Raw genomic sequence first — 20,235 nt, 5'->3', positions numbered from 1 at the left:
TCAGCCCTCCTTTTTCAGCTGTTCGTATGCGATAGTTTCATAGCCCTTTGCCGCCGCGCAGATATCGTCTATTATCGTCACTCGGCTGATATCGTACTGACCAAAGTTCTTGATTATACAGCCTCCACCTCCCGTAACATAGAGCCTCATCAGCTCGGGGTCGTACTCATATTTCGCGAGGGTCTGAAACAGTTCAGCGCAGTATTTCCTGATTGTTTCTGTGATACAGTTCAGATACTTTTCCGAAATATCGGCTTTGCCAGTTCTTATCACCTGCTCGATAATGCTCTCGTCGATCTTCGTGCAGAACTTGTCCATGACAGCGTTCTTTGCAGCGATAATGCACTGGTTCACACCTAGCTTTTCAGTGTAGCACTTGCTCTCAATGGGGCGCTTGTTGTTGATGAACATGATGTTCATGGTGCCGTTGCCGATATCCGCAAGCAGGTTCACGCCCGTCAGCTGTGAAAGTCTGTCCACCACAGCCGGGTAACCCTGCGGGTAGATCGAGCAACCAGCAATGTGCAGCTTGTACGCCACGTCGTTGAACGTGAACTTCACGTTTTTGTTTTTCATTATGTACCTGCGGAAATCCTCGCGCTGGGTCTTTACCCACGTCAGCGGAAGTCCCGCAGCGATATGCACATCGGCTTCGGTGCAGTAGCTGCATCTCAGTTCCTGCGCGATGGCCGCAAGCGTCAGCAGATAGAAGTCCTCGTCCATCGACTTGTCAGCGATAAATGCTTTGTGACCTTCCCCGATTCGGTAATACACCCCATCATACTGCAAGATATTACCTTCAAAGGTCGGAGCAGTCTGATACGCCGTGATGCCCGTGGGCATGATCGTGTTCGCAGTCTTGATGTTTCCATAGCCGTGGTCAACGCCTATGATCTTCGTTCCGTTCTTCAATTCTCTCATTGAGATCCCTCCATTTCATATTCAGACGGTTATAGCATCGCCCTGATGCCTCCCGTCGGGTTTTAATATACCACAGAATCCTCGATTTGTCATTGAGTGAAAAAGGAGCGAAAAAGGATTAATTTTATGATGCAAAATTCCATTGATACCAAAAATCGCGTCGGCGCATACGCGCCTAATACTAATTTGTTGCAAAAATGGTATGAAAAACAGGCATAAAAAAACAGCGGTACCGAACAAAGTGCATTTCGGTATCGCTGTTGTGCTATATTATTCGATTGTAATGTCAGCCGTGAAAACGCGCGACAAAAAATGTTCATGCTGCGTAAATGGCAGCATAGGCAGGTAGCACCGCTGGCTATACAAATCCCGACCAAAGGCGGGTTTTGCATAGGCTGCGCGGTACTACCTGCTCAGAGGGAGTACCCTCCGAGACCTCCCCGATAATAGAGCATACGCTCGTATGGCAAAGGCTTCTGCTGGTTTGTATACAGAAGCCTTGATTATCTCTTTACCCCCAAAAAGGCAAAAAGTTTACAATGCTGTCCAAATAAACAGACCGCAAAACGATGATTATATAGTATAATAGTGACTGAACCCGAAAGAAGATGTTGCTATTTCCTAAGCCTGAAATCACACTAAGAGATATAATAGAAGTAACAAAAAAGGAGGTAAAACGTTATGCTTAAAAGGTCAACTGTATTACAGCATAAACATATTATTGAGATCAGAATTGAAAATGAAAAAAGAGCAACCTGTTGCGAAGCCGGTTCGTATGATCTGGTGTCTTACTGCAAAATATGCGGCAGAGAATTATCTCGCCGCACTATCAACACGTCAATGAAAGCTCATGTATATGGTAAACCAACAGTTGATGACGATGCTGATTCATATTTATGGTTCGATTCTGATAAGCATCTTGTTATTAAATGTGAGGTCTGCGGTGGTTACTTGTTCCCGGGAGATGATACAAGATCTGCGGATTTGTGTTTTGATAGTATAGGAAAAATACCTTTCTTTGACACTCGCGGAATTATACCCAGGATATGTTCTGATATCTTGCAGGATGATGAAGATACATACGATCAGAGTTCCGAGATCGAGAAAATATTGATGGAATCAAACCTTTATGAGGGAATGGAATTTGAAAAAATAGTACGACTGCCTATATACCATCAAATGAAAAAGATAGGATATGATTATAGTAAACGGTCTAAAAGCTTTGTTTTTGTGGGGTTAGTTGAGAATATGGGTGGATGAAGCTATCTCAAAAAATATATCTATTATTACCACCTGTTTTCTTGACAACAAGTGTAATTGTTTCTTACATGTCTACACAAATCCCTAAAGTACGGATTGACTCGGATGGGAAAACGCTTAATAAATTATAGAAAAATAACAAAATGCATTCGGATTAATCTTGAAAAATATGCCGATTTATGTTATAATATTACTAGTTTTATTTTGTGATGAGGAGCATCCGGCATGAAAATCATAGATAATATAAGCACATTGCTGAAAGATGAACTTATAAACACCATAAAGAAAGGCAGTAAAATGACTATTGCTGCCTCTTGCTTTTCCATGTATGCTTACAAAGAACTGAAAAATCAACTCGATAGTATATATGAACTGCGTTTCATATTCACATCGCCAACTTTTGTTAAGGAGTCTGCGAAGAAAGAGAAGCGTGAATTTTATATTCCCCGAATGAATAGAGAGTCAGGACTTTATGGAACAGAGTTTGAGATCAGACTTCGTAATGAGATGACTCAGAAAGCTATTGCGAAAGAATGTGCTGAATGGATACGTAAAAAGGTCAAATTCCGTTCTAACATCAGCGGTGATAGTATGATAGGATTTGTTACTGTCGATAATCAGTCTGAAGCTTCTGCTTATTCACCTATATCTGGATTTACTACAACAGATATAGGCTGTGACAGAGGTAACAATGCATATAACATGGTACAATGTCTTGATACACCTTTTGCACAGCAGTATATTTCTCTTTTTGAAAACTTGTGGAACGATAAGGCAAAGCTCGAAGATGTTACTGAAACGGTCATAGAGAGTATTAGCACCGCCTATAATGAAAACTCACCCGAATTTATTTATTTCATGATGCTGTATCATGTTTTTAGTGAGTTTCTTGAGGATATTTCTGAGGATGTTCTGCCTAATGAAGCCACAGGATTTAAGAATAGCAAAATATGGGAAAAGTTATATGACTTTCAGCGAGATGCTGTTCTTGCTATCATCAATAAACTTGAAAAGTATAACGGCTGTATTCTTGCAGACAGCGTAGGTCTTGGTAAGACGTTCACGGCTCTTGCAGTCATCAAGTATTATGAGAACCGCAACAAGACTGTACTTGTATTATGCCCGAAAAAGCTCGCTGAAAACTGGAATACATACAAGGATAACTATGTAAATAACCCAATAGCCTCCGACCGCCTGAATTATGATGTACTGTTTCATACCGATCTGTCCCATGACGGAGGTTATTCCAACGGACTTGATCTCGACAGGCTGAACTGGGGCAACTATGACCTGATAGTTATAGATGAATCTCACAATTTCAGAAACGGTATCGGCACACATTCCAATACAAGGGAGAATAGATACCAGAGGTTAATGGAAAAGGTTATCCGTGCAGGTGTAAAAACTAAAGTACTGATGCTGTCGGCAACACCTGTTAATAACCGCTTTACAGATCTTCGTAATCAGCTCGCACTTGCTTACGAAGGATATTCAGATACCCTCAGTGAAAAGCTGAATACCAGCAGATCTATTGAGGAAATATTCCGTCAGGCACAGCGAGTATTCAACGAATGGAGTGATTATCCAAAGGAACAGCGTATAACCGATTCTCTCCTTCGTATGCTTGATTTTGATTTCTTTGAACTGCTCGATAGTGTTACTATCGCACGTTCAAGGAAACATATACAGAAATATTATAACAGTGAAAAGATAGGTAAATTCCCCGAAAGGCTAAAACCTATCTCACTTACTCCATGCCTTACAGACCTAAGCAATGCTATAAATTATAATGAGATATACAGCAGTCTGATAGAATTATCACTATGCATCTATATGCCGTCCCACTATATCTTTGAAAGTAAGATCTCAAAGTATATGGACACAAGCGATAATTTCAGGCAGTCGAACCGTGAGTTGGGTATCCGTAGGCTTATGGCGATAAATCTTCTGAAACGACTGGAAAGCTCGGTCAATTCGTTCTCACTTACATTACAGCGCATATATTCTCTTATAAATAGTACCATAAAAGCTATCAACGATTATGAGAAACATGGTGCCTCTGATATTGATATGTATGAGATGTCCGATGATGATCTCGATTTCGAGGACAGCAATACTGATTTTACTGTTGGCAAAAAAGTAAAAATTGACCTTGCCGATATGGATTACCGTTCGTGGCGTGATGATCTCCAAAAGGATAAGGACACTCTTGAACTGCTTATCCTGATGATAAAGGACATTACACCAGAACACGATACAAAATTGCAGGAACTGTTCAAACTTATCGACAGAAAGCAGAACGCTCCTATCAATCCGGGCAACAAGAAAATTATAATCTTCACGGCATTCTCTGACACGGCAGATTACTTGTATGATAATGTCAGCGAATATGTCAAGAGAAAATTCGGGCTTGAAACCGCTGTTGTAACGGGCAGCGTTGACGGCAAGACCACTATTAAGCTGAAAAGAACCAATCTTAACAATGTGCTGACGTTGTTTTCGCCCATATCCAAAGGGCGTGATGTGCTTATGCCCGGAAGCACGCAGGAGATAGATATTCTAATCGCTACAGACTGTATCTCCGAAGGTCAGAACTTGCAGGACTGCGACTACCTCGTAAATTACGATATACATTGGAATCCCGTCCGCATCACGCAGCGTTTCGGACGTATTGACCGTATCGGAAGCAAAAACAATGTCATACAGCTTGTGAACTTCTGGCCCGATATGAATCTTGATGACTACCTCAATCTGAAATCAAGAGTAGAAACACGAATGAAAATCTCGGTCATGACTGCCACGGGTGATGACGATCTTATCAATGCAGAAGAACAGGGCGATCTTGAATACCGCAGCTCTCAGCTTCGGAAGATGATGAACGAAGTTGTTGACATGGAAGATATGAACGACGGTATTTCTATCATGGATTTGGGACTGAACGAATATCGCCTTGATCTGCTGGAATATGTCAAGACACATAAGGATATAGAAAAGAAGCCCAAGGGACTTCATGCTGTTGTGCCTGCGACCGATGAACTTGGTGAGGGCGTGATATTTGTGCTGAAAAACGTCAATGACAGTGTGAATATCGGCAACCAAAATCGCATACACCCGTTCTACATGGTCTATATCGGCAATGACGGTGAGGTGCTTTGTGATTACCTGAATCCGAAGAAACTGCTTGACGATGTTCGTCTGTTGTGTAGGGGCAAGTCACAGCCGATAAAGGAGCTGTGTGCCGTATTCAACAAGGAGACCGATGACGGCAGAGATATGTCGCAGATGAGCGAACTGCTGAGTATGGCTATCGACTCTATCATTGACACGAAAGCCGAAAGCGATATTGACAGCCTGTTTGGTTCGGGCGGCACAAGTGCGCTGATCTCGGATATTAAGGGCTTGGAGGACTTTGAGCTTATCTGTTTTCTTGTGGTAAAGGACGGTGAATAAAATGTTCGGACTACCCGATAACACCTATTTCGGAAAACTTGTACCGAAAAATAAGTTTTATGACAAACTCACCATTGACAAGAAACTGGAGCGCAGTTTCATAGATCAGATAAACTCGATACGCTGGGTGCATAAGTTATCCGCCGATACGCTGAATGTTGAAAAAGGCAGTATCGTGGAGGAAGTCGAGGTCTTTCTGATAAAGCTGAAAACGAACGAACTTGATCTTAACGTACTGCGGCAAATGGACAGACAGCTCCACTATCATCTGATATTCATTCTTGAATTTGAGGAACAGTATCAGATATGGACAGGCTACAAGGAAGAAAGCACAAACACCGCTTTCAAGGTCGAGAATTATTATCATACCGATTGGGTTACGGAAGAATCTTTCTCCCTGCGGATAGACGGTCTGAACATGGACACGATATATGAGAATCTTGTCCGTCAGGTCGCAGGCGGTGAGCTTGCAAAGGAGAATAACGAGAGTCTGAAAGAAACTGTCGAGCGTAATGCGGCACGGGAAAAGCTGGAAAAGGACATTGAAAAGCTCCGTGCAAAAGTCCGCAAAGAAAAGCAGTTTAACCGACAGGTCGAGCTGAACAAACAGATAAAAGAATTGTTAAAGGAAGCGAAAAAATATAATGAGAAAACTTTCAATTAAGCTTGAAAATTGTTTTGGAATTGAAAAATTACAGCATGAATTTGATTTTTCAAGAAGTAATGTATTTTCAATTTATGCAAAAAACGGACTAATGAAAACATCGTTCGCTAAAACCTTCAAACTGTTACAGGAAGGAAAAGAAGATGATATTTGTGATATGATTTTCGATAAAGGAGGCACGACAGAAGTAAAAATAGATGGTACTCTTATAGATAAAGATCAAGTATTTGTCATTAAATCCTTTGAGAGTTCTTATGAATCAGATATATCCGCACTTCTTATAAAAGGAGATATTCAGGAACAACTCAAAGAGGTATTTAAAGTCAGAAATAAACTGTTAAAAGAACTTGAAAAACTTTCTGGTGTAAAGATAAAGAAAACATTACAAGGAAGAACAACCTATGAATTAGAGCCTTATATTATAAAAGACTTAGGGCTTTCAGAAAACAGTTTACTCTTATGCCTGGATAGTCTTAAAAATCCAAGTCCTGAAATAACGTTTGAAGGTGTTGCATATTCTGAAATTTTTGATCCTTCCATACTGAAAAAAATTGAATCGAAAGAATTTCAAGATGGCATAACAAGCTTTATATCATCGTCAGATGAAATATATGAATCTTTTGTTTACCTTGAAAAGGGCAAGCTAACGCTTCCAAAGTTTAAAGACCTTCGCAAATCTTTGCAAAAAGATTCTTTTTTTATAAAGAACAATGGAATACTATTATCTGGCAATCAAGAAATAAAAGACATTGATTCTTTGGACAGTAAGGTACAAGAAATAGAAGACCGAATAAAGCAGACTCCTTCATTTCAGGAAATAGAAAAATTGCTAAGTGATGCAAAAGGTATCGCTTTGAAGGATATTATAGAAACTCATCCTGAAATAATTGAGTATCTTTCAAAAGATAAACTGGATATGTTGCGTAAAATACTGTGGTTAACATATTTAAAGAAAAATGAGAGTCTGTTGAACGAACTGATAAGCAAATATAAACTCCTATCTGATGCTATTGATGCTGTTAGCGTTGATGATACTGAATGGAAACACGCTTTGGATATATTCGACCAGAGATTTACTGTTCCATTCTCAATGTCAGTAGATAATTTAAAAGGCGCAGTAATAGGCGAAAGCGTTCCGCAGGTTAAATTCAATTTCACACGCGGCTCAGAACATAAAACTGTTAATCGTAGCGAACTTGATGAGCTTGATACGCTTAGTCAGGGTGAGAAGCGTGCCTTATATCTGTTGAATATTATATTTGATATTGAGCAGTTAAAGAAAAGAAGTAAAGAGGTCATCATTATTGTTGATGATATAGCAGATTCTTTCGATTACAAAAATAAATATGCAATTATTGAGTACCTATATGAAATGGCAAAAGAATCAAATTTCTATTTGTTGATTCTTTCACACAATTATGATTTCTATCGAACAGTATCAAGTCGTTTGAACATAGATCGTACTAACAAATTGTTTGCAAACTTTGGAAATCATGAAATAAATCTATATCAGGAAAAATATCAAAACCAACCTTTTAAATATTGGGCTAATCAAGCAAGTTTAAAATATGTACTTGCATTAATACCTTTTGTAAGAAATCTAATAGAATACGGCAAAGACAGAAATATATGCGGACAAGGTGAGGATTTTCTGTATATGACATCTTTACTGCATGAAAAACACGATACTTATAGTATCACTTTTGCTGACATAGAACCAATTTACAAGGAATATATAGATGCAAATGATTTTAAGCCTGAAATCAATAAAAGCGTTAAAGTGATTGATGCTATTTTTACTGAATGTGATAAAATTTCGGTTTCAGACGCAGAACTGGAGAATAAAATCATTCTTGCAATAGGTATCAGACATAAAGCTGAAATATTTATGAAAAGCCAAATTTCAGCATATTCAAACAGTTTGTCGTGGAAAGACAAGGATAAACATCAAGTTACAGGAACAAGTTCTGACTTTTTATCGTTCGTCAATAGCGCAACTAATCAAACCCATACACTTTTTGATGGATATAAGCAGTTCGGGACAGACGATAAAAAAATGATTTTAAATGAAGTTAGTATCATGACACCTGAAAACATACATCTTAATTCATTTATGTATGAGCCGTTACTTGATATGGACATTACGGAATTATTATCTTTATACAACAGGGTCAAAGCCTTATAGGTGAATAGAGGAGGAGTTTGTTATGGATAAGATGAAAATGGAATCCCCGAATCTGACAGTGGCGAACATTGAAAAGATCGCCGCCCTGTTTCCAAACTGCATAACGGAAACGGCTGACGAGAATGGCAAGCTGAAAAAGGCGATAAACTTTGATATGCTCCGTGCTATGCTTTCGGAAGATGTTGCCGAGGGCGATGAAGCATACGAATTTACATGGGTTGGAAAAAAGGCGGCTATCGCTGAGGCTAACCGTCCTATCCGCAAGACACTGCGTCCTGTTATAAATGATGAAACTGTTCCTACAGGTAAAGACAGTGATGGTAACCCTTATTGCAGCAGCGGTAGCGTAAACTGGGACACCACCGAAAATCTCTATATCGAGGGCGATAATCTTAAAGTTTTGAAACTCTTGCAGGAAAGCTATCTTAATAGCATTAAGATAATATATATTGTTATCTGGACTAATATCATGATAAGTACTCTAGGTATTTATAAATGCTTAAACACATTTTTCTGCTTTGAATCGCATGGTTACTCTCATCGCTTTATCGAGAGGGTGTCAAGGCCGCTTGCGTGCATTTCAGCCTTGACACCCTCTCGATAAAGCGATACAATCCATGCGGCGATTCAACGCTGAACACTGTGTACTTGACGTTAATGTGCAGTTATGTGTGGTTTTTCGTCTCAATAGTCCAGATAACAGTTAATCCGCCATATAATACAGGACATGACTTTATATATCCAGACTCATTTATAATGGATAATGAGGATTATAACGAAGGAATAGGATATTTTGACGAAGACGGAAATGTGAATTTTAAAAGAGAAAATTCTGCCACCACAGGAAGATATCATTCTGATTGGTGCAGTATGATTTATTCTCGACTTATGCTTGCTAGGAATTTGCTCACTGAGGATGGTGTTATTTTTATTTCAATTAATGATTATGAGATTGAAAATCTAAGAAATGTATGTAATGAGGTATTTGGACGTACAAATTTAATTGCAAATTTATGCTGGCGTACAGATGGTAATTTTGATAATCAAGCAAGGATTAAAGTTTGTCATGAATATATACTTGTTTATGCTAAAAATGAAAATAAAGTACTGCACCCACCTGTAATAGATCCTAATATTTCTGATTCAAGCAAATTAAAAAAGGACATTATTAGAAATACAATTGTTAAGAATGGACCTAAAAATCCTATATCAGACGTTATAATTCCAGAAGGATTCCCTTGTGATTTTGAAAACGGGGTTATTGATGTATCAAGTATTAATTTCCCACAATATTCAACAAATATTATATGTGAAAACTATAAATTAAAAAACAGCGTTATCGCAACAAGTGGATGGGCTGCAAAATCTCAATTACTTGAGTTTATCTCAAATGGTTTTAATTATGTTATTGATACTAAGGGGCAGCAATCAACATTTACTATTTCTAAGACAGGAGCTATAGAATGCATAAAGAAAAGAAGTGATTTTCAAAGTCATGTAATTTCTGTACTTACAAATTTAGGAGGCACACAAAAAGCTACAGCTGAGTTGGATGAATTAGGGTCTTTTGGAAAATTCTTTGATTATCCTAAACCCGTTATTTTATTAAAATACTTGGTTAGTATGTTTGTTTCAAAGAATGATGTGGTTTTGGATTTTTTCAGTGGTAGCGCAACAACCGCTCATGCCGTTATGCAGTTAAACGCAGAAGACGGAGGGAAACGCAAGTACATCATGGTTCAGGTTCCCGAAAAAACATCTGAGGACAGTGAAGCATATAAGGCAGGCTATAAGAATATCTGTGAGATCGGCAAGGAGCGGCTCCGCCGTGCAGGTGCTAAAATAAAAGCAGAATTATCAGAAAAAGGCTTGCTTATCCGTGACTTACAGACCAAAAATTCAAGTGCGCACTGGACAGATACAGATGAATATAAAAATGGCAATAGAATGATTGCAGATGATCTTGATATAGGTTTCCGTGTGCTGAAACTCGATGAAACAAATATGAAAGACATTTATTATACTCCCGCCGAAACAACGCAGACTACGATTGCAGGTGTTATAAGCAATATCAAAAATGACAGGAATGACCTTGACTTGCTGTTCGGATGTCTGCTTGACTGGGGCTTGCCGCTTTCTATGCCGTACAGTTCCGAGCAAATAGAGGGCGTGACGGTGCATACCTACAATGACGGCGACCTTATTGCCTGCTTCGATAAGAATATCAGCGAGAGCGTGATAAAAACTATCGCAAAACGTCAGCCGCTGAGAGTTGTTTTCCGTGATGACAGCTTTGCGGACAGCCCGTCAAAGATAAATGTCAGCGAGATATTTAAGATGCTGTCTCCCGATACGAGAGTGAAGGTTATCTGAAAGGAGATTTTGAAATGAAAATTGTCGAACGTCCCGATTATAGGGAATTTGAATCGTATGTAATCGAACTATTCAAAAATGCTGGATTTAATATAGAAGTATCCCGTGGTACCGCTTCCTATGATTTTATTATGAGCAAAGACGGCATCAGATATATCGTTGATGTAAAATACTATCGCTCGAATTCAATTGCTAACTCCAGTCTTCGTAATGCCGCATATAGGATGATGGCATTTAATCACGCGATAAAAGAGGAATTCATTATAGTAGTTCCCACATCATGTTTAGTATGTGAAAACTCGATAAAAGTTAACGATAAGATAATATATATATGGACTATTGAAAATTTGCTTTTCTTTGCTAATACATACGAACTGAAAAGTAAGCTGGCACAATTTACTGACGTTTCATTGGAACAGCTAAGTCCCAAGCCCCCTCTTCTATCAAGTGTTTCAGAAGATTATAATGCTTTAGGTAGTCAAGAAAAGATAGCGAACGAGGTAGAATCAAAATGCGATGAGTATATCAAAATTTTTCAATCTGGGCAACAAAAAGACTTTACCACATATGAAAAAGTATGTTGTGAAGCACTAATGCTATTGTTTGAAGATCATTTGTGTTTATGGGGTACTCAAAAAACATCAAATGATAATCTGTATCGCTTTGATACGGTTTGTCGAATAAGAGAGAATATCACCAGTGCATTTTGGCATTTTATTGAAGAATATTTTAACAGCAAATACATTATTTTTGAGTACAAGAACTACTCTAATCCAATTACACAGAAAGAAGTATACACAACAGCAAGATATTTATATTCCAAAGCTTTTCGGAACGTTGCGATTATAATTGCTGTTGAAGGAAATGATACGGAAAATTCCTATAAAGCAGCAAAAGGAGTATTGCGCGAAGAAGGAAAACTGATTATACTCTTATCTAATGATGATATGGTAAAAATGTTAAAAAAGAAGAAAGACAACGAGGATCCTTCCGACTATTTATATGACAAGCTAGATAATATGATGATCGAACTTGAAAAATAATGATCATTATAAGGAGTTTTTTATGAAACTACAATTCAAACACCAGAAATTCCAGGCTGATGCCGCAAAAGCTGTTGTGGACGTCTTTGCAGGACAGCCTTATCTCACGCCTACATACATGATAGACAGAGGTGCGGAAACTCGCCTGACCGATACCGACGAAGAATTTATAGGTTGGTCAAATCAGAAGCTAATTCCTGCCCTGACTGACGGTGTTATCCTTGAACATATCCGCAAGATACAGCGCACCAATCAGATAAAGCCCTCGGACAAGCTGGAGGGCAGGTATAACCTCACTATCGAAATGGAAACAGGTGTCGGCAAGACCTACACCTACATCAAGACCATGTATGAGCTGAACAAGGCTTACGGCTGGTCGAAGTTTATTGTGGTCGTGCCGAGCGTTGCGATCCGTGAGGGAGTGTATAAGTCATTCCAGATCACGCAGGAGCATTTTGCGGAGGAATACGGCAAGAAGATACGCTTTTTCATCTACAATTCTGCTCGCCTGACCGAGATTGACCGATTTGCAAGTGACAGTAACATCAACGTCATGATAATCAATTCGCAGGCGTTTAATGCAAAGGGTAAGGACGCAAGGCGTATCTATATGAAACTTGATGAGTTCCGCAGCCGCCGCCCTATTGACATTATCGCAAAGACAAATCCCGTGCTTATCATAGATGAGCCGCAGTCGGTCGAGGGCAAACAAACTAAGGAGCGTCTGAAAGAGTTTCACCCACTTTGTACTCTCCGTTATTCTGCAACCCACAAGTCGGACAGTATTTATAACATGATATTCCGCCTTGATGCACTTGAAGCCTATAACAAAAAGCTCGTCAAGAAGATAGCGGTCAAGGGTATCAGCGCAAGCGGCACAACGGGTACAGAGGGCTTTGTTTTCCTTGAAAGTATCAACGTTTCGGGAGCGAACCCGACTGCAACTATCCGCTTTGATGTCAAGGGGAAAACAGGTGTCCGTCAAGTCAGCAAAACCGTCAACGAAGGATTCAACCTCTATGACCAGTCGGGGCAGCTTGAAGAATACAAGAACGGTTACACTGTTTCCCGTATCGACGCAAGGGACGATCATATTGAGTTCCTGAACGGCAAAAAGCTGTTCCTCGGTGATATTATGGGCAGCATAGACGAAGAACAGATACGCCGTATCCAGATACACGAAACAATTGTATCACATATTGAGCGTGAAAGACAGCTTTTCCATAAGGGAATCAAGGTGCTGTCGCTGTTCTTCATAGATGAAGTTGCAAAATACAAGCAGTACGATGAATCGGGACAGCCTGTGAACGGTATCTATGCTGATATGTTTGAGGAAGAATACAAGGCTGTTATTGATAATTATCAGATGGAGCTTGGCGAGAATGACGATTATATACGCTATCTTGATGCAATTTCTGCGAACAGCACCCATGCCGGATATTTCTCCGTTGATAAAAAAGGAAAGCTGACCGACGGTAAGATCGACAAGAAAGAACAGACCTCGGACGATGTATCGGCGTATGATCTTATCATGAAGAATAAGGAACTGCTCCTTGACCGTGACCCGAAGCGTTCGCCTGTTCGTTTTATCTTCTCACACTCGGCTCTCCGTGAAGGCTGGGACAACCCTAACGTGTTCCAAATATGTACCTTGAAACAGTCCACAAGTGAAGTGCGCAAGAGACAGGAAGTCGGCAGAGGTCTGCGACTTTGCGTCAATGAGGACGGTGACAGAATGGACATTGGTGTACTCGGAAACGAAGTACATAATATCAATGTTCTGACGGTTATCGCAAGTGAAAGCTATGACAGCTTTGCAAAGGGCTTACAGAGTGAAATTGCAGAAGCAGTCGCATACAGACCGAAGGCTGTTACCGCTGATCTGTTCAAAGGCAGAGAGATCAGCGATGATAAGGGCAACACTCAGGTCATTGATGACGATCTTGCACAGGCTATCTATGAAGATATGATCTCCAACGGTTATATCAAGCGCGGACAGCTTACTGACAAATACTATGAAGATAAGGCTAACAATGAGATCAAGGTAGCAGAGGAAGTAGCCGACAGCGCCCCTGCTGTTATAGAGATCATCGAAAGCATTTATGATGAAAAAGCAATTCAGCCCGAAGATGCCCGTAAGAATAATGTTGAGCTTAAAGTCGATGATAAAAAGCTCGCTATGCCCGAATTTAAGGCACTGTGGGAGAAAATCAATTCTAAGTCAGTATATGTAGTTGATTTCGAGACTGAGGAGCTTATCAAAAATGCAATAAACGTTTTGAACGATAAGCTGAGAGTTCAGAAGATATTCTATAAAATTGAAACTGGCTCAATGGAAAGCATCAAGTCTAAGGCGGAGCTTGAAAAGGGCGAATCCATGAAGAAAAACGAGTCTGCTACCGAAACAAGAGCTATCACTGCAAACAAGAGCGTAAAATATGATCTTGTCGGCAAGCTGGTTGCAGAAACAGGTCTTACAAGAAAAGACATTGTTCATATATTGACTGGAATTCAACCTATGGTTTTTGAGCAGTACAAGTATAATCCCGAAGAATTCATACTCAAATCTGCCCAGCTTATCAATGAGCAGAAAGCGACGGCTATTATTGAGCATATCACCTATCACGCTCTTGATGACCATTACGGCACGGAAGTGTTCACAGAGCCTACTATAAAGGGCAAGCTGAATGTTAATGCAATGAAAGCTCAGAAGCACCTCTACGATCACATCGTTTATGACAGCACTAATGAGCATGATTTCGCAACGGAGCTTGATACAAACAAGGCTGTTGCAGTATATGTCAAGCTGCCGAACGGTTTCTATATTTCCACACCTGTCGGCAAGTACAATCCCGACTGGGCGATAGCTTTCTATGAGGGTGAGGTCAAGCATATCTATTTCATTGCGGAGACCAAAGGCTCCATGTCTTCAATGCAGCTCCGTGATATTGAAAAAGGCAAGATACATTGTGCAAGGGAGCATTTCAAGGCTATAAGCAGTGATAATGTTGTTTATGATGTTATTGACAGTTATCAGTCGCTGCTTAATATAGTTACCAAATAATTGAATATCTAAATGTATTAAAGCAGGCTTATGGAGCAATTCATTAGAGTCTGCTTTATAATATTTAATTACATATTCTTTTGCTATATCGCTGACGGTACCGTTGTTGCGAGGGTGCCAACCGCAACAGAACCTATCTGCTCAAAGAAAACAAGCAACATAAAAATCCCGAAGCCAACCACAATAGTCGGCTTCGGGATTATTAATTTCATATCAAACGTGTCCTCAACAATTCGGTCGTAAGTTGGTCGTAAATCTTGCTTGTCTGGTCATAAACCCCGCGTATTTACGACGTTTCTTAGTCAATACTCTTCATCGTTGGGAAAATTAGCATCGATAAAAAAAGAGCAATTAATTGAAGCTTCTGATTTTGTAGCAAAAAATTTAGGTATCATACTTCATGATGATGAAAACTATTATAGTACACTTTATATGCTGAAAAATGATGAAGCAAGAAGCATGAACTTAAAGCGCCCTGCATATTATTATGAGAATAAAGGCTCATTGATAAGCCAATTAAATATGTCAACTGGTGAAAACCTATTATTGACCATTTTAAGCTCAATAGAAAGAAGATTGCAGAAAGAAGTACGTGGAACAGCACCAGCTTTTATGTTCCTTGATGAAGTTGAGTTAGCCTTACATTCTTCATCTCTCAGAAGACTAGTTTTTTTTCTAAATAATATTGCAGAAAATTATAATACGGTTGTATTATTCTCTACGCATTCTATTGAGTTGATTAGGAGCATTTCCACTGAAAACATATATTATTTACAACGTCATATAGATGGAAAATTAGAGAGTATCAATCCATGCTATCCAGTATATGCGACAAGAAATCTCGAATCATCAAACTATGGACATGATTATATCATAATGGTAGAGGATGATTTGGCTAAAAAGATTATCGATAAAATTCTCAGGGAAAAAAGATTGCTTTCCAACAAGAGAGTGTTAGTTATCTCTGTTGGAGGTTGGACACAAGTTCTGAGATTTGCATTTGATACCATAAGGTCTAATTTGGCATTGAGTACAACAAAAATCCTCATTGTTTTGGATAGAGATATTAAGAATCAAGTTTCCAGTTTTATGAGGAAAGAAAAAATAGGTTTCACAAATCCACCCCATTATTTACCTGTAAAAAGTCTAGAAAAATTTTTGTTGGAAAAATTAATCAAAAATGTAGATACAGCTTTGTTCAGAGAATTAAATGATTATTTGTTTCAGCAAAAATCATTAGACGTTATTACAAAGAAATATGCTATAGATGTAAAAAATTCTGTATATACTGATTTGGACAAAATTAGTAATGGGAAAACACTTTATGGTGTTCTTAAAAATGAATTAGAGCAGATTAGAAAAACGGAAAGTGATTTAGTAAACATTATAGTTGACTTTTTATTTTCTTCTAATAATCCCGAAATTAATGAGCTTACAACTTTTTTTGAAGAGATGTTAGGAGGATGATATTCGTTTTAAGCTGATATGATTAAAATCGGCTGCACCCGAAGGCACAGCCGTTAGCTCTTAGATATAAACCATACACTCAAACACTGCTTTTCTCGCCATACTGATAAAGCAGTTTTCAAGACCGAGCATCTTCTCAGCATCACCGCTGAGAACAGCTTTCTGATAGCAGCTGTCAGTCTGTTTCCAAAGCTTCACCTGACAGGAGATAGCTTCACTGACTTTCAGTTCCATATCATCAAGGTACTGCTCTATCCTGCCATCGTTGACGAGTCTGCGAAGCCTGTCAGGGCAATGGCTGTCAGAGAAATGAAGATGATACCTGATGAAATCAGTGCTGTATGTCTTGCTCTCGACAGCAAGCGTATCACTGTTGAAGTGAGTGACGGTCACAGTGTTGGTGTCCAAGCGCCATAACGGAACGTATTTCTTTTTCAGTGGATCGTATGCTGTCTGTTCACTCTTATATCTGCTCATAAAAAAGTCCTCCTACTTATACCTGCAAATTCACAGGCGGAACATGAAAAATTTCAAGGTGATTTTGTCCGTTGTTATGATCTGCATCATTGATTTTAACGTATAAGTACAAGGGTATGTCAGTATATTCTTGCGAGTTGTGAAAAACCACAACTAAGAAACTATTATAAGCAGGTGACAAAATGATAGATCTAAACCACTTAGAAAAATACCGTGAGAACAACCGTATAGAAGCCAAGAAAGCACTCGGAGGTCTGCCTAACAGCATTTGGGAGACATACTCTGCGTTCGCTAATACGCTGGGCGGAGTTATCCTGCTTGGCGTCGAGGAACTCAAAGATAAATCGCTTCATGCGGTCGAACTGCCCGACCCGATATATCTTATCGAAGAATTTTGGAGGATAATAAATAACCCGAACAAGGTCAGCTTAAATATTCTCACTGAAAAAGACGTTCAGACCGAGAACGTTGACGGCAAGACCATCGTTGTTATCAGGGTGCCTCGTGCCGAGCGTCCAGACAAGCCGATATTTATCGACGGTAATCCGCTCTCGGGGACTTATCGTCGCAACGGCGAGGGCGACTATCACTGCACAAAGGACGAAGTGCAGGCGATGATGCGCGACGCGGCGAGCAGATCGCAGGATATGCTTGTGCTTGAAAACATGGATATGGACGTTTTCGATTACGACAGTATCCGAAGCTACCGTATCCGTATGTGGCACTCCCGTCCCGGTCACGTTTGGGAAGATTTGGAGGACGAAGATTTCCTATACAAGCTGGGAGCGGTCAGTAGGGGAAAAGACGGAAAGCGTTATCCGACGGTCGCGGGTCTGCTGATGTTCGGTCACGAGTACGAGATCGTCAAGGAGTTCCCGAACTATTTTCTCGATTATCAGGAGCATTTTGATGATACAACTCGCTGGACTGACAGAATAGTTTCATCATCGGGTGAATGGAGCGGCAATGTTTATGACTTTTATTTTAAGGTCTACAACCGAATTGCTCAGGATATTAAAACTCCATTCAAGATCAAAAATGGCGAGCGCATTGACGATACACCCGTTCATACTGCCCTGCGTGAAGCGCTTGCTAACTGCATAATCAATGCAGATTATTACGGCAGGCAGGGTCTTGTAATAATCAAGAAAAAGGACGTTATCACGTTCTCGAATCCCGGCAATTTCCGTATTGCCATTGAGGACGCAAAAAGCGGCGGTATCTCCGACCCGAGAAACACCACACTTATCAAGATGTTCAACCTTATAGATATAGGTGAGCGTGCCGGCAGCGGTATACCCAATATTTACAGTATCTGGGACAAGCAGGGCTGGGAAGCTCCGATAATTACTGAGAATTTCGAGCCGGCTAGAATAACTATGTCTCTTTCCGTTTCAAATGATGATACTGTTATCGTCGGTGACGATAAAAAGGTGACGATAAAAAGTGACGATAAAAAGAAAGTCACTGAACTACAGAAAGAAACTATTATCGAGTATCTGACAGATCATGTAAATGTCAGATCATCCGAGCTCACAGAGCTTCTTGGTGTAAAAACCACAAGAGTAAAAAATCTTTTGAACTCCCTCATCGCAGACGGTATCGTTGTTGCCGAGGGTGCCAACCGCAACAGAACTTATCGGCTCAAAGAAACCAGCATATAAAAATATCCCGAAGCTGACACCACAAGTCGGCTTCGGTGTTATCATTTGATTCTGTAATAAGGATGAGTGATAATGCTGTCTTCCTGTTCTGTGATGATAATAAGTTGAATGAGCTGATAAATAATTATTCTGAAGATATCGCTGTGTATGTTGTTACATAACCTACTGAACTTGGTGATGAAATAAAAATATCAAAATATACATGCGATTTACTTGAATATCAGGAACGGATAAAAGACTGTCATTATATCATGATTTGGTACTCACTTAAAAACGTGTGTTAAATCGTGCGTAAAATTCATCACAAAGGACTTGATTTAACGCTCGAAGTGCGATTTAATACTTTTAATCTAACACACTCGTGCGTTAAATGATGTGTTAATAATGAATGTGCATATTATAAGTTGGTTTGAAATGTGTAAAGCATTATCTGCTAAGAGGATAGATAAATGAACATAATATCATTTATAACGTTTTGCATAGAACAATATGCGAAACATACAGGCAAAACCGGTGATGTGGTATATCAGCTTTTTAAACGTGAAAAACTGATCGAGCTGCTGGAAAATGACTATGATGATCTGCATGGTATGGGAACGGAATATTTGATGCAGTTTATAGATGAGTATTTAGATAATGAATTCAGCAAACAATATGATAATAATCTGATCTCTGACCATTCAAACATAAGGTCAATTATTGTTCCCAATATAGTAAATATGGTATCGAAAAAATACCATATCACCGAAATTGAAGCAATGGATAAATTCTACACATCTGCAACCGGTGGCAGTTTTGCTGATGATGAAACGGGTCTTTACGGACAGTCCGCACTTTTTGTGTTCGGACTGTTCTGCGAGGAACAGGAAGGTATTTAATATGCATACACAACAAGATGCTCTTGAAATTCTTGATGAAGCAATGGAGCGAGTAAAAGGCGTTTTTGGTGAAGCACTGATAAACGGATATCTTTATGGTTCATATGCCAGGGGAGATCAAGACGAAGAATCCGATGTTGATATTCTTCTGACAGTCGATCTGACTGATGAGGAAATTCGCAAACAAAGCAAGACTATTGTTAAGCTGGACAGTGATCTTAGTCTTGAACACGATATAACTGTCTGTGTGACTGTGAAGTCATATGAGCAGTTTAGTCGTTTCGCTGATGAATCTTCGTTTTACAAAAATGTTGTTTATGAAGGAATAAAAAGGTGCGGTGCTAACTGCGAGGTTTTGAAGGAGAGGAAGATAGGTGAAAATTAAACCGATTGTGAAAAATTATATTCAGACTCGGCACACGTCCTTCAAAGTCGATCTGATGCTTGAAAGAGTCTATCCAAAAATTTGTGTAAACCTCCAAAGTAGTGTATAATAGAAGAGACACTACTTTGGAGGTTTTAATTATGAGCAGAAGACGAAGAAATGAAACAGAAGAGCAGCGAGCAAGAAGAGAGCTAATAAGTGATTTTCTTTCGGCAGCGAATATTCAGAGCATGGACGATATTCAGGAACTTTTCAAGGAGGCACTTGCCGGATTTATGGAAGGTAGCCTTGAATCAGAGCTTGATTCCGAGCTTGGATACGAGCCGTATGACGTTAAGAACAAGGCTACCGACAACAGTCGTAACGGTCACAGCAAGAAAACTCTTCGTACCAGTATGGGTAAG

Annotated in this window: 15 protein-coding genes; 13 read left to right on the top strand and 2 right to left on the bottom strand. The window is 39.5% G+C overall.

What is annotated here, in order from left to right; translation table 11 throughout:
* Entirely contained in the window at positions 1-921 is a 921-nt protein-coding gene (locus tag BMY75_RS15450; RefSeq protein WP_074835612.1) for a ParM/StbA family protein, read from the bottom strand.
* Between the two features lie 681 nt (positions 922-1,602).
* On the opposite strand from BMY75_RS15450, the gene BMY75_RS15445 reads away from it, so the two are divergent.
* From BMY75_RS15445 to BMY75_RS15405, 9 genes are all read left to right on the top strand, one after another.
* Positions 1,603-2,181, top strand: coding sequence for a hypothetical protein (locus tag BMY75_RS15445; RefSeq protein ID WP_074835609.1), 579 nt, complete (start codon positions 1,603-1,605; stop codon positions 2,179-2,181).
* Between the two features lie 225 nt (positions 2,182-2,406).
* A complete protein-coding gene (locus BMY75_RS15440) occupies positions 2,407-5,631 on the top strand; it encodes a helicase-related protein (protein ID WP_074835606.1) in 3,225 nt (1,074 codons plus the stop codon).
* Position 5,632: 1 nt separating this feature from the next.
* Positions 5,633-6,295, top strand: coding sequence for a DUF4391 domain-containing protein (locus BMY75_RS15435; RefSeq protein WP_074835603.1), 663 nt, complete (start codon positions 5,633-5,635; stop codon positions 6,293-6,295).
* Positions 6,276-8,480: an ATP-binding protein gene (locus tag BMY75_RS15430; RefSeq protein WP_074835600.1), complete on the top strand. Its 2,205-nt coding sequence runs from the start codon at positions 6,276-6,278 to the stop codon at positions 8,478-8,480. The genes BMY75_RS15435 and BMY75_RS15430 overlap by 20 nt, the downstream gene beginning before the upstream one ends.
* 22 nt (positions 8,481-8,502) lie before the next feature.
* Positions 8,503-9,084: a hypothetical protein gene (locus tag BMY75_RS15425; protein WP_074835598.1), complete on the top strand. Its 582-nt coding sequence runs from the start codon at positions 8,503-8,505 to the stop codon at positions 9,082-9,084.
* A 53-nt stretch (positions 9,085-9,137) separates the two neighbouring features.
* Entirely contained in the window at positions 9,138-10,853 is a 1,716-nt protein-coding gene (locus tag BMY75_RS15420) for a DNA methyltransferase (RefSeq protein ID WP_074835596.1), read from the top strand.
* A 14-nt stretch (positions 10,854-10,867) separates the two neighbouring features.
* Positions 10,868-11,896 (top strand): restriction endonuclease, encoded by a 1,029-nt coding sequence (locus tag BMY75_RS15415; protein ID WP_074835593.1) that lies wholly within the window; start codon positions 10,868-10,870, stop codon positions 11,894-11,896.
* Between the two features lie 22 nt (positions 11,897-11,918).
* Positions 11,919-14,960, top strand: a complete 3,042-nt coding sequence (locus tag BMY75_RS15410) for a type III restriction-modification system endonuclease (RefSeq protein ID WP_074835590.1) — start codon at positions 11,919-11,921, stop codon at positions 14,958-14,960.
* A 318-nt stretch (positions 14,961-15,278) separates the two neighbouring features.
* Positions 15,279-16,427: an AAA family ATPase gene (locus BMY75_RS15405; protein ID WP_074835587.1), complete on the top strand. Its 1,149-nt coding sequence runs from the start codon at positions 15,279-15,281 to the stop codon at positions 16,425-16,427.
* Between the two features lie 60 nt (positions 16,428-16,487).
* On the opposite strand, the gene BMY75_RS15400 is transcribed toward BMY75_RS15405, so the two are convergent.
* Positions 16,488-16,904 (bottom strand): hypothetical protein, encoded by a 417-nt coding sequence (locus BMY75_RS15400; RefSeq protein WP_074835583.1) that lies wholly within the window; start codon positions 16,902-16,904, stop codon positions 16,488-16,490.
* 182 nt (positions 16,905-17,086) lie between these two features.
* On the opposite strand from BMY75_RS15400, the gene BMY75_RS18540 reads away from it, so the two are divergent.
* From BMY75_RS18540 to BMY75_RS15380, 4 genes are all read left to right on the top strand, one after another.
* Complete coding sequence (locus BMY75_RS18540) at positions 17,087-18,568, top strand: RNA-binding domain-containing protein (RefSeq protein WP_074835580.1); 1,482 nt, start codon at positions 17,087-17,089, stop codon at positions 18,566-18,568.
* Between the two features lie 449 nt (positions 18,569-19,017).
* Positions 19,018-19,446, top strand: coding sequence for a DUF3791 domain-containing protein (locus BMY75_RS18535; RefSeq protein WP_242940262.1), 429 nt, complete (start codon positions 19,018-19,020; stop codon positions 19,444-19,446).
* A gap of 1 nt (position 19,447) precedes the next feature.
* Positions 19,448-19,831 carry a nucleotidyltransferase domain-containing protein gene (locus BMY75_RS15385; protein ID WP_074835577.1) on the top strand — a complete coding sequence of 128 codons (384 nt, stop codon included), beginning with the start codon at positions 19,448-19,450 and terminating at the stop codon, positions 19,829-19,831.
* A gap of 140 nt (positions 19,832-19,971) precedes the next feature.
* The coding region (locus tag BMY75_RS15380; RefSeq protein WP_170844294.1) for a transposase at positions 19,972-20,235 on the top strand (264 nt) is incomplete at its 3' end.

Source organism: Hominimerdicola alba (genome assembly GCF_900109655.1).
GTDB classification, from domain to species: domain Bacteria; phylum Bacillota; class Clostridia; order Oscillospirales; family Ruminococcaceae; genus Hominimerdicola; species Hominimerdicola alba_B.
This window is presented reverse-complemented; position numbering and strand designations above follow the sequence as displayed.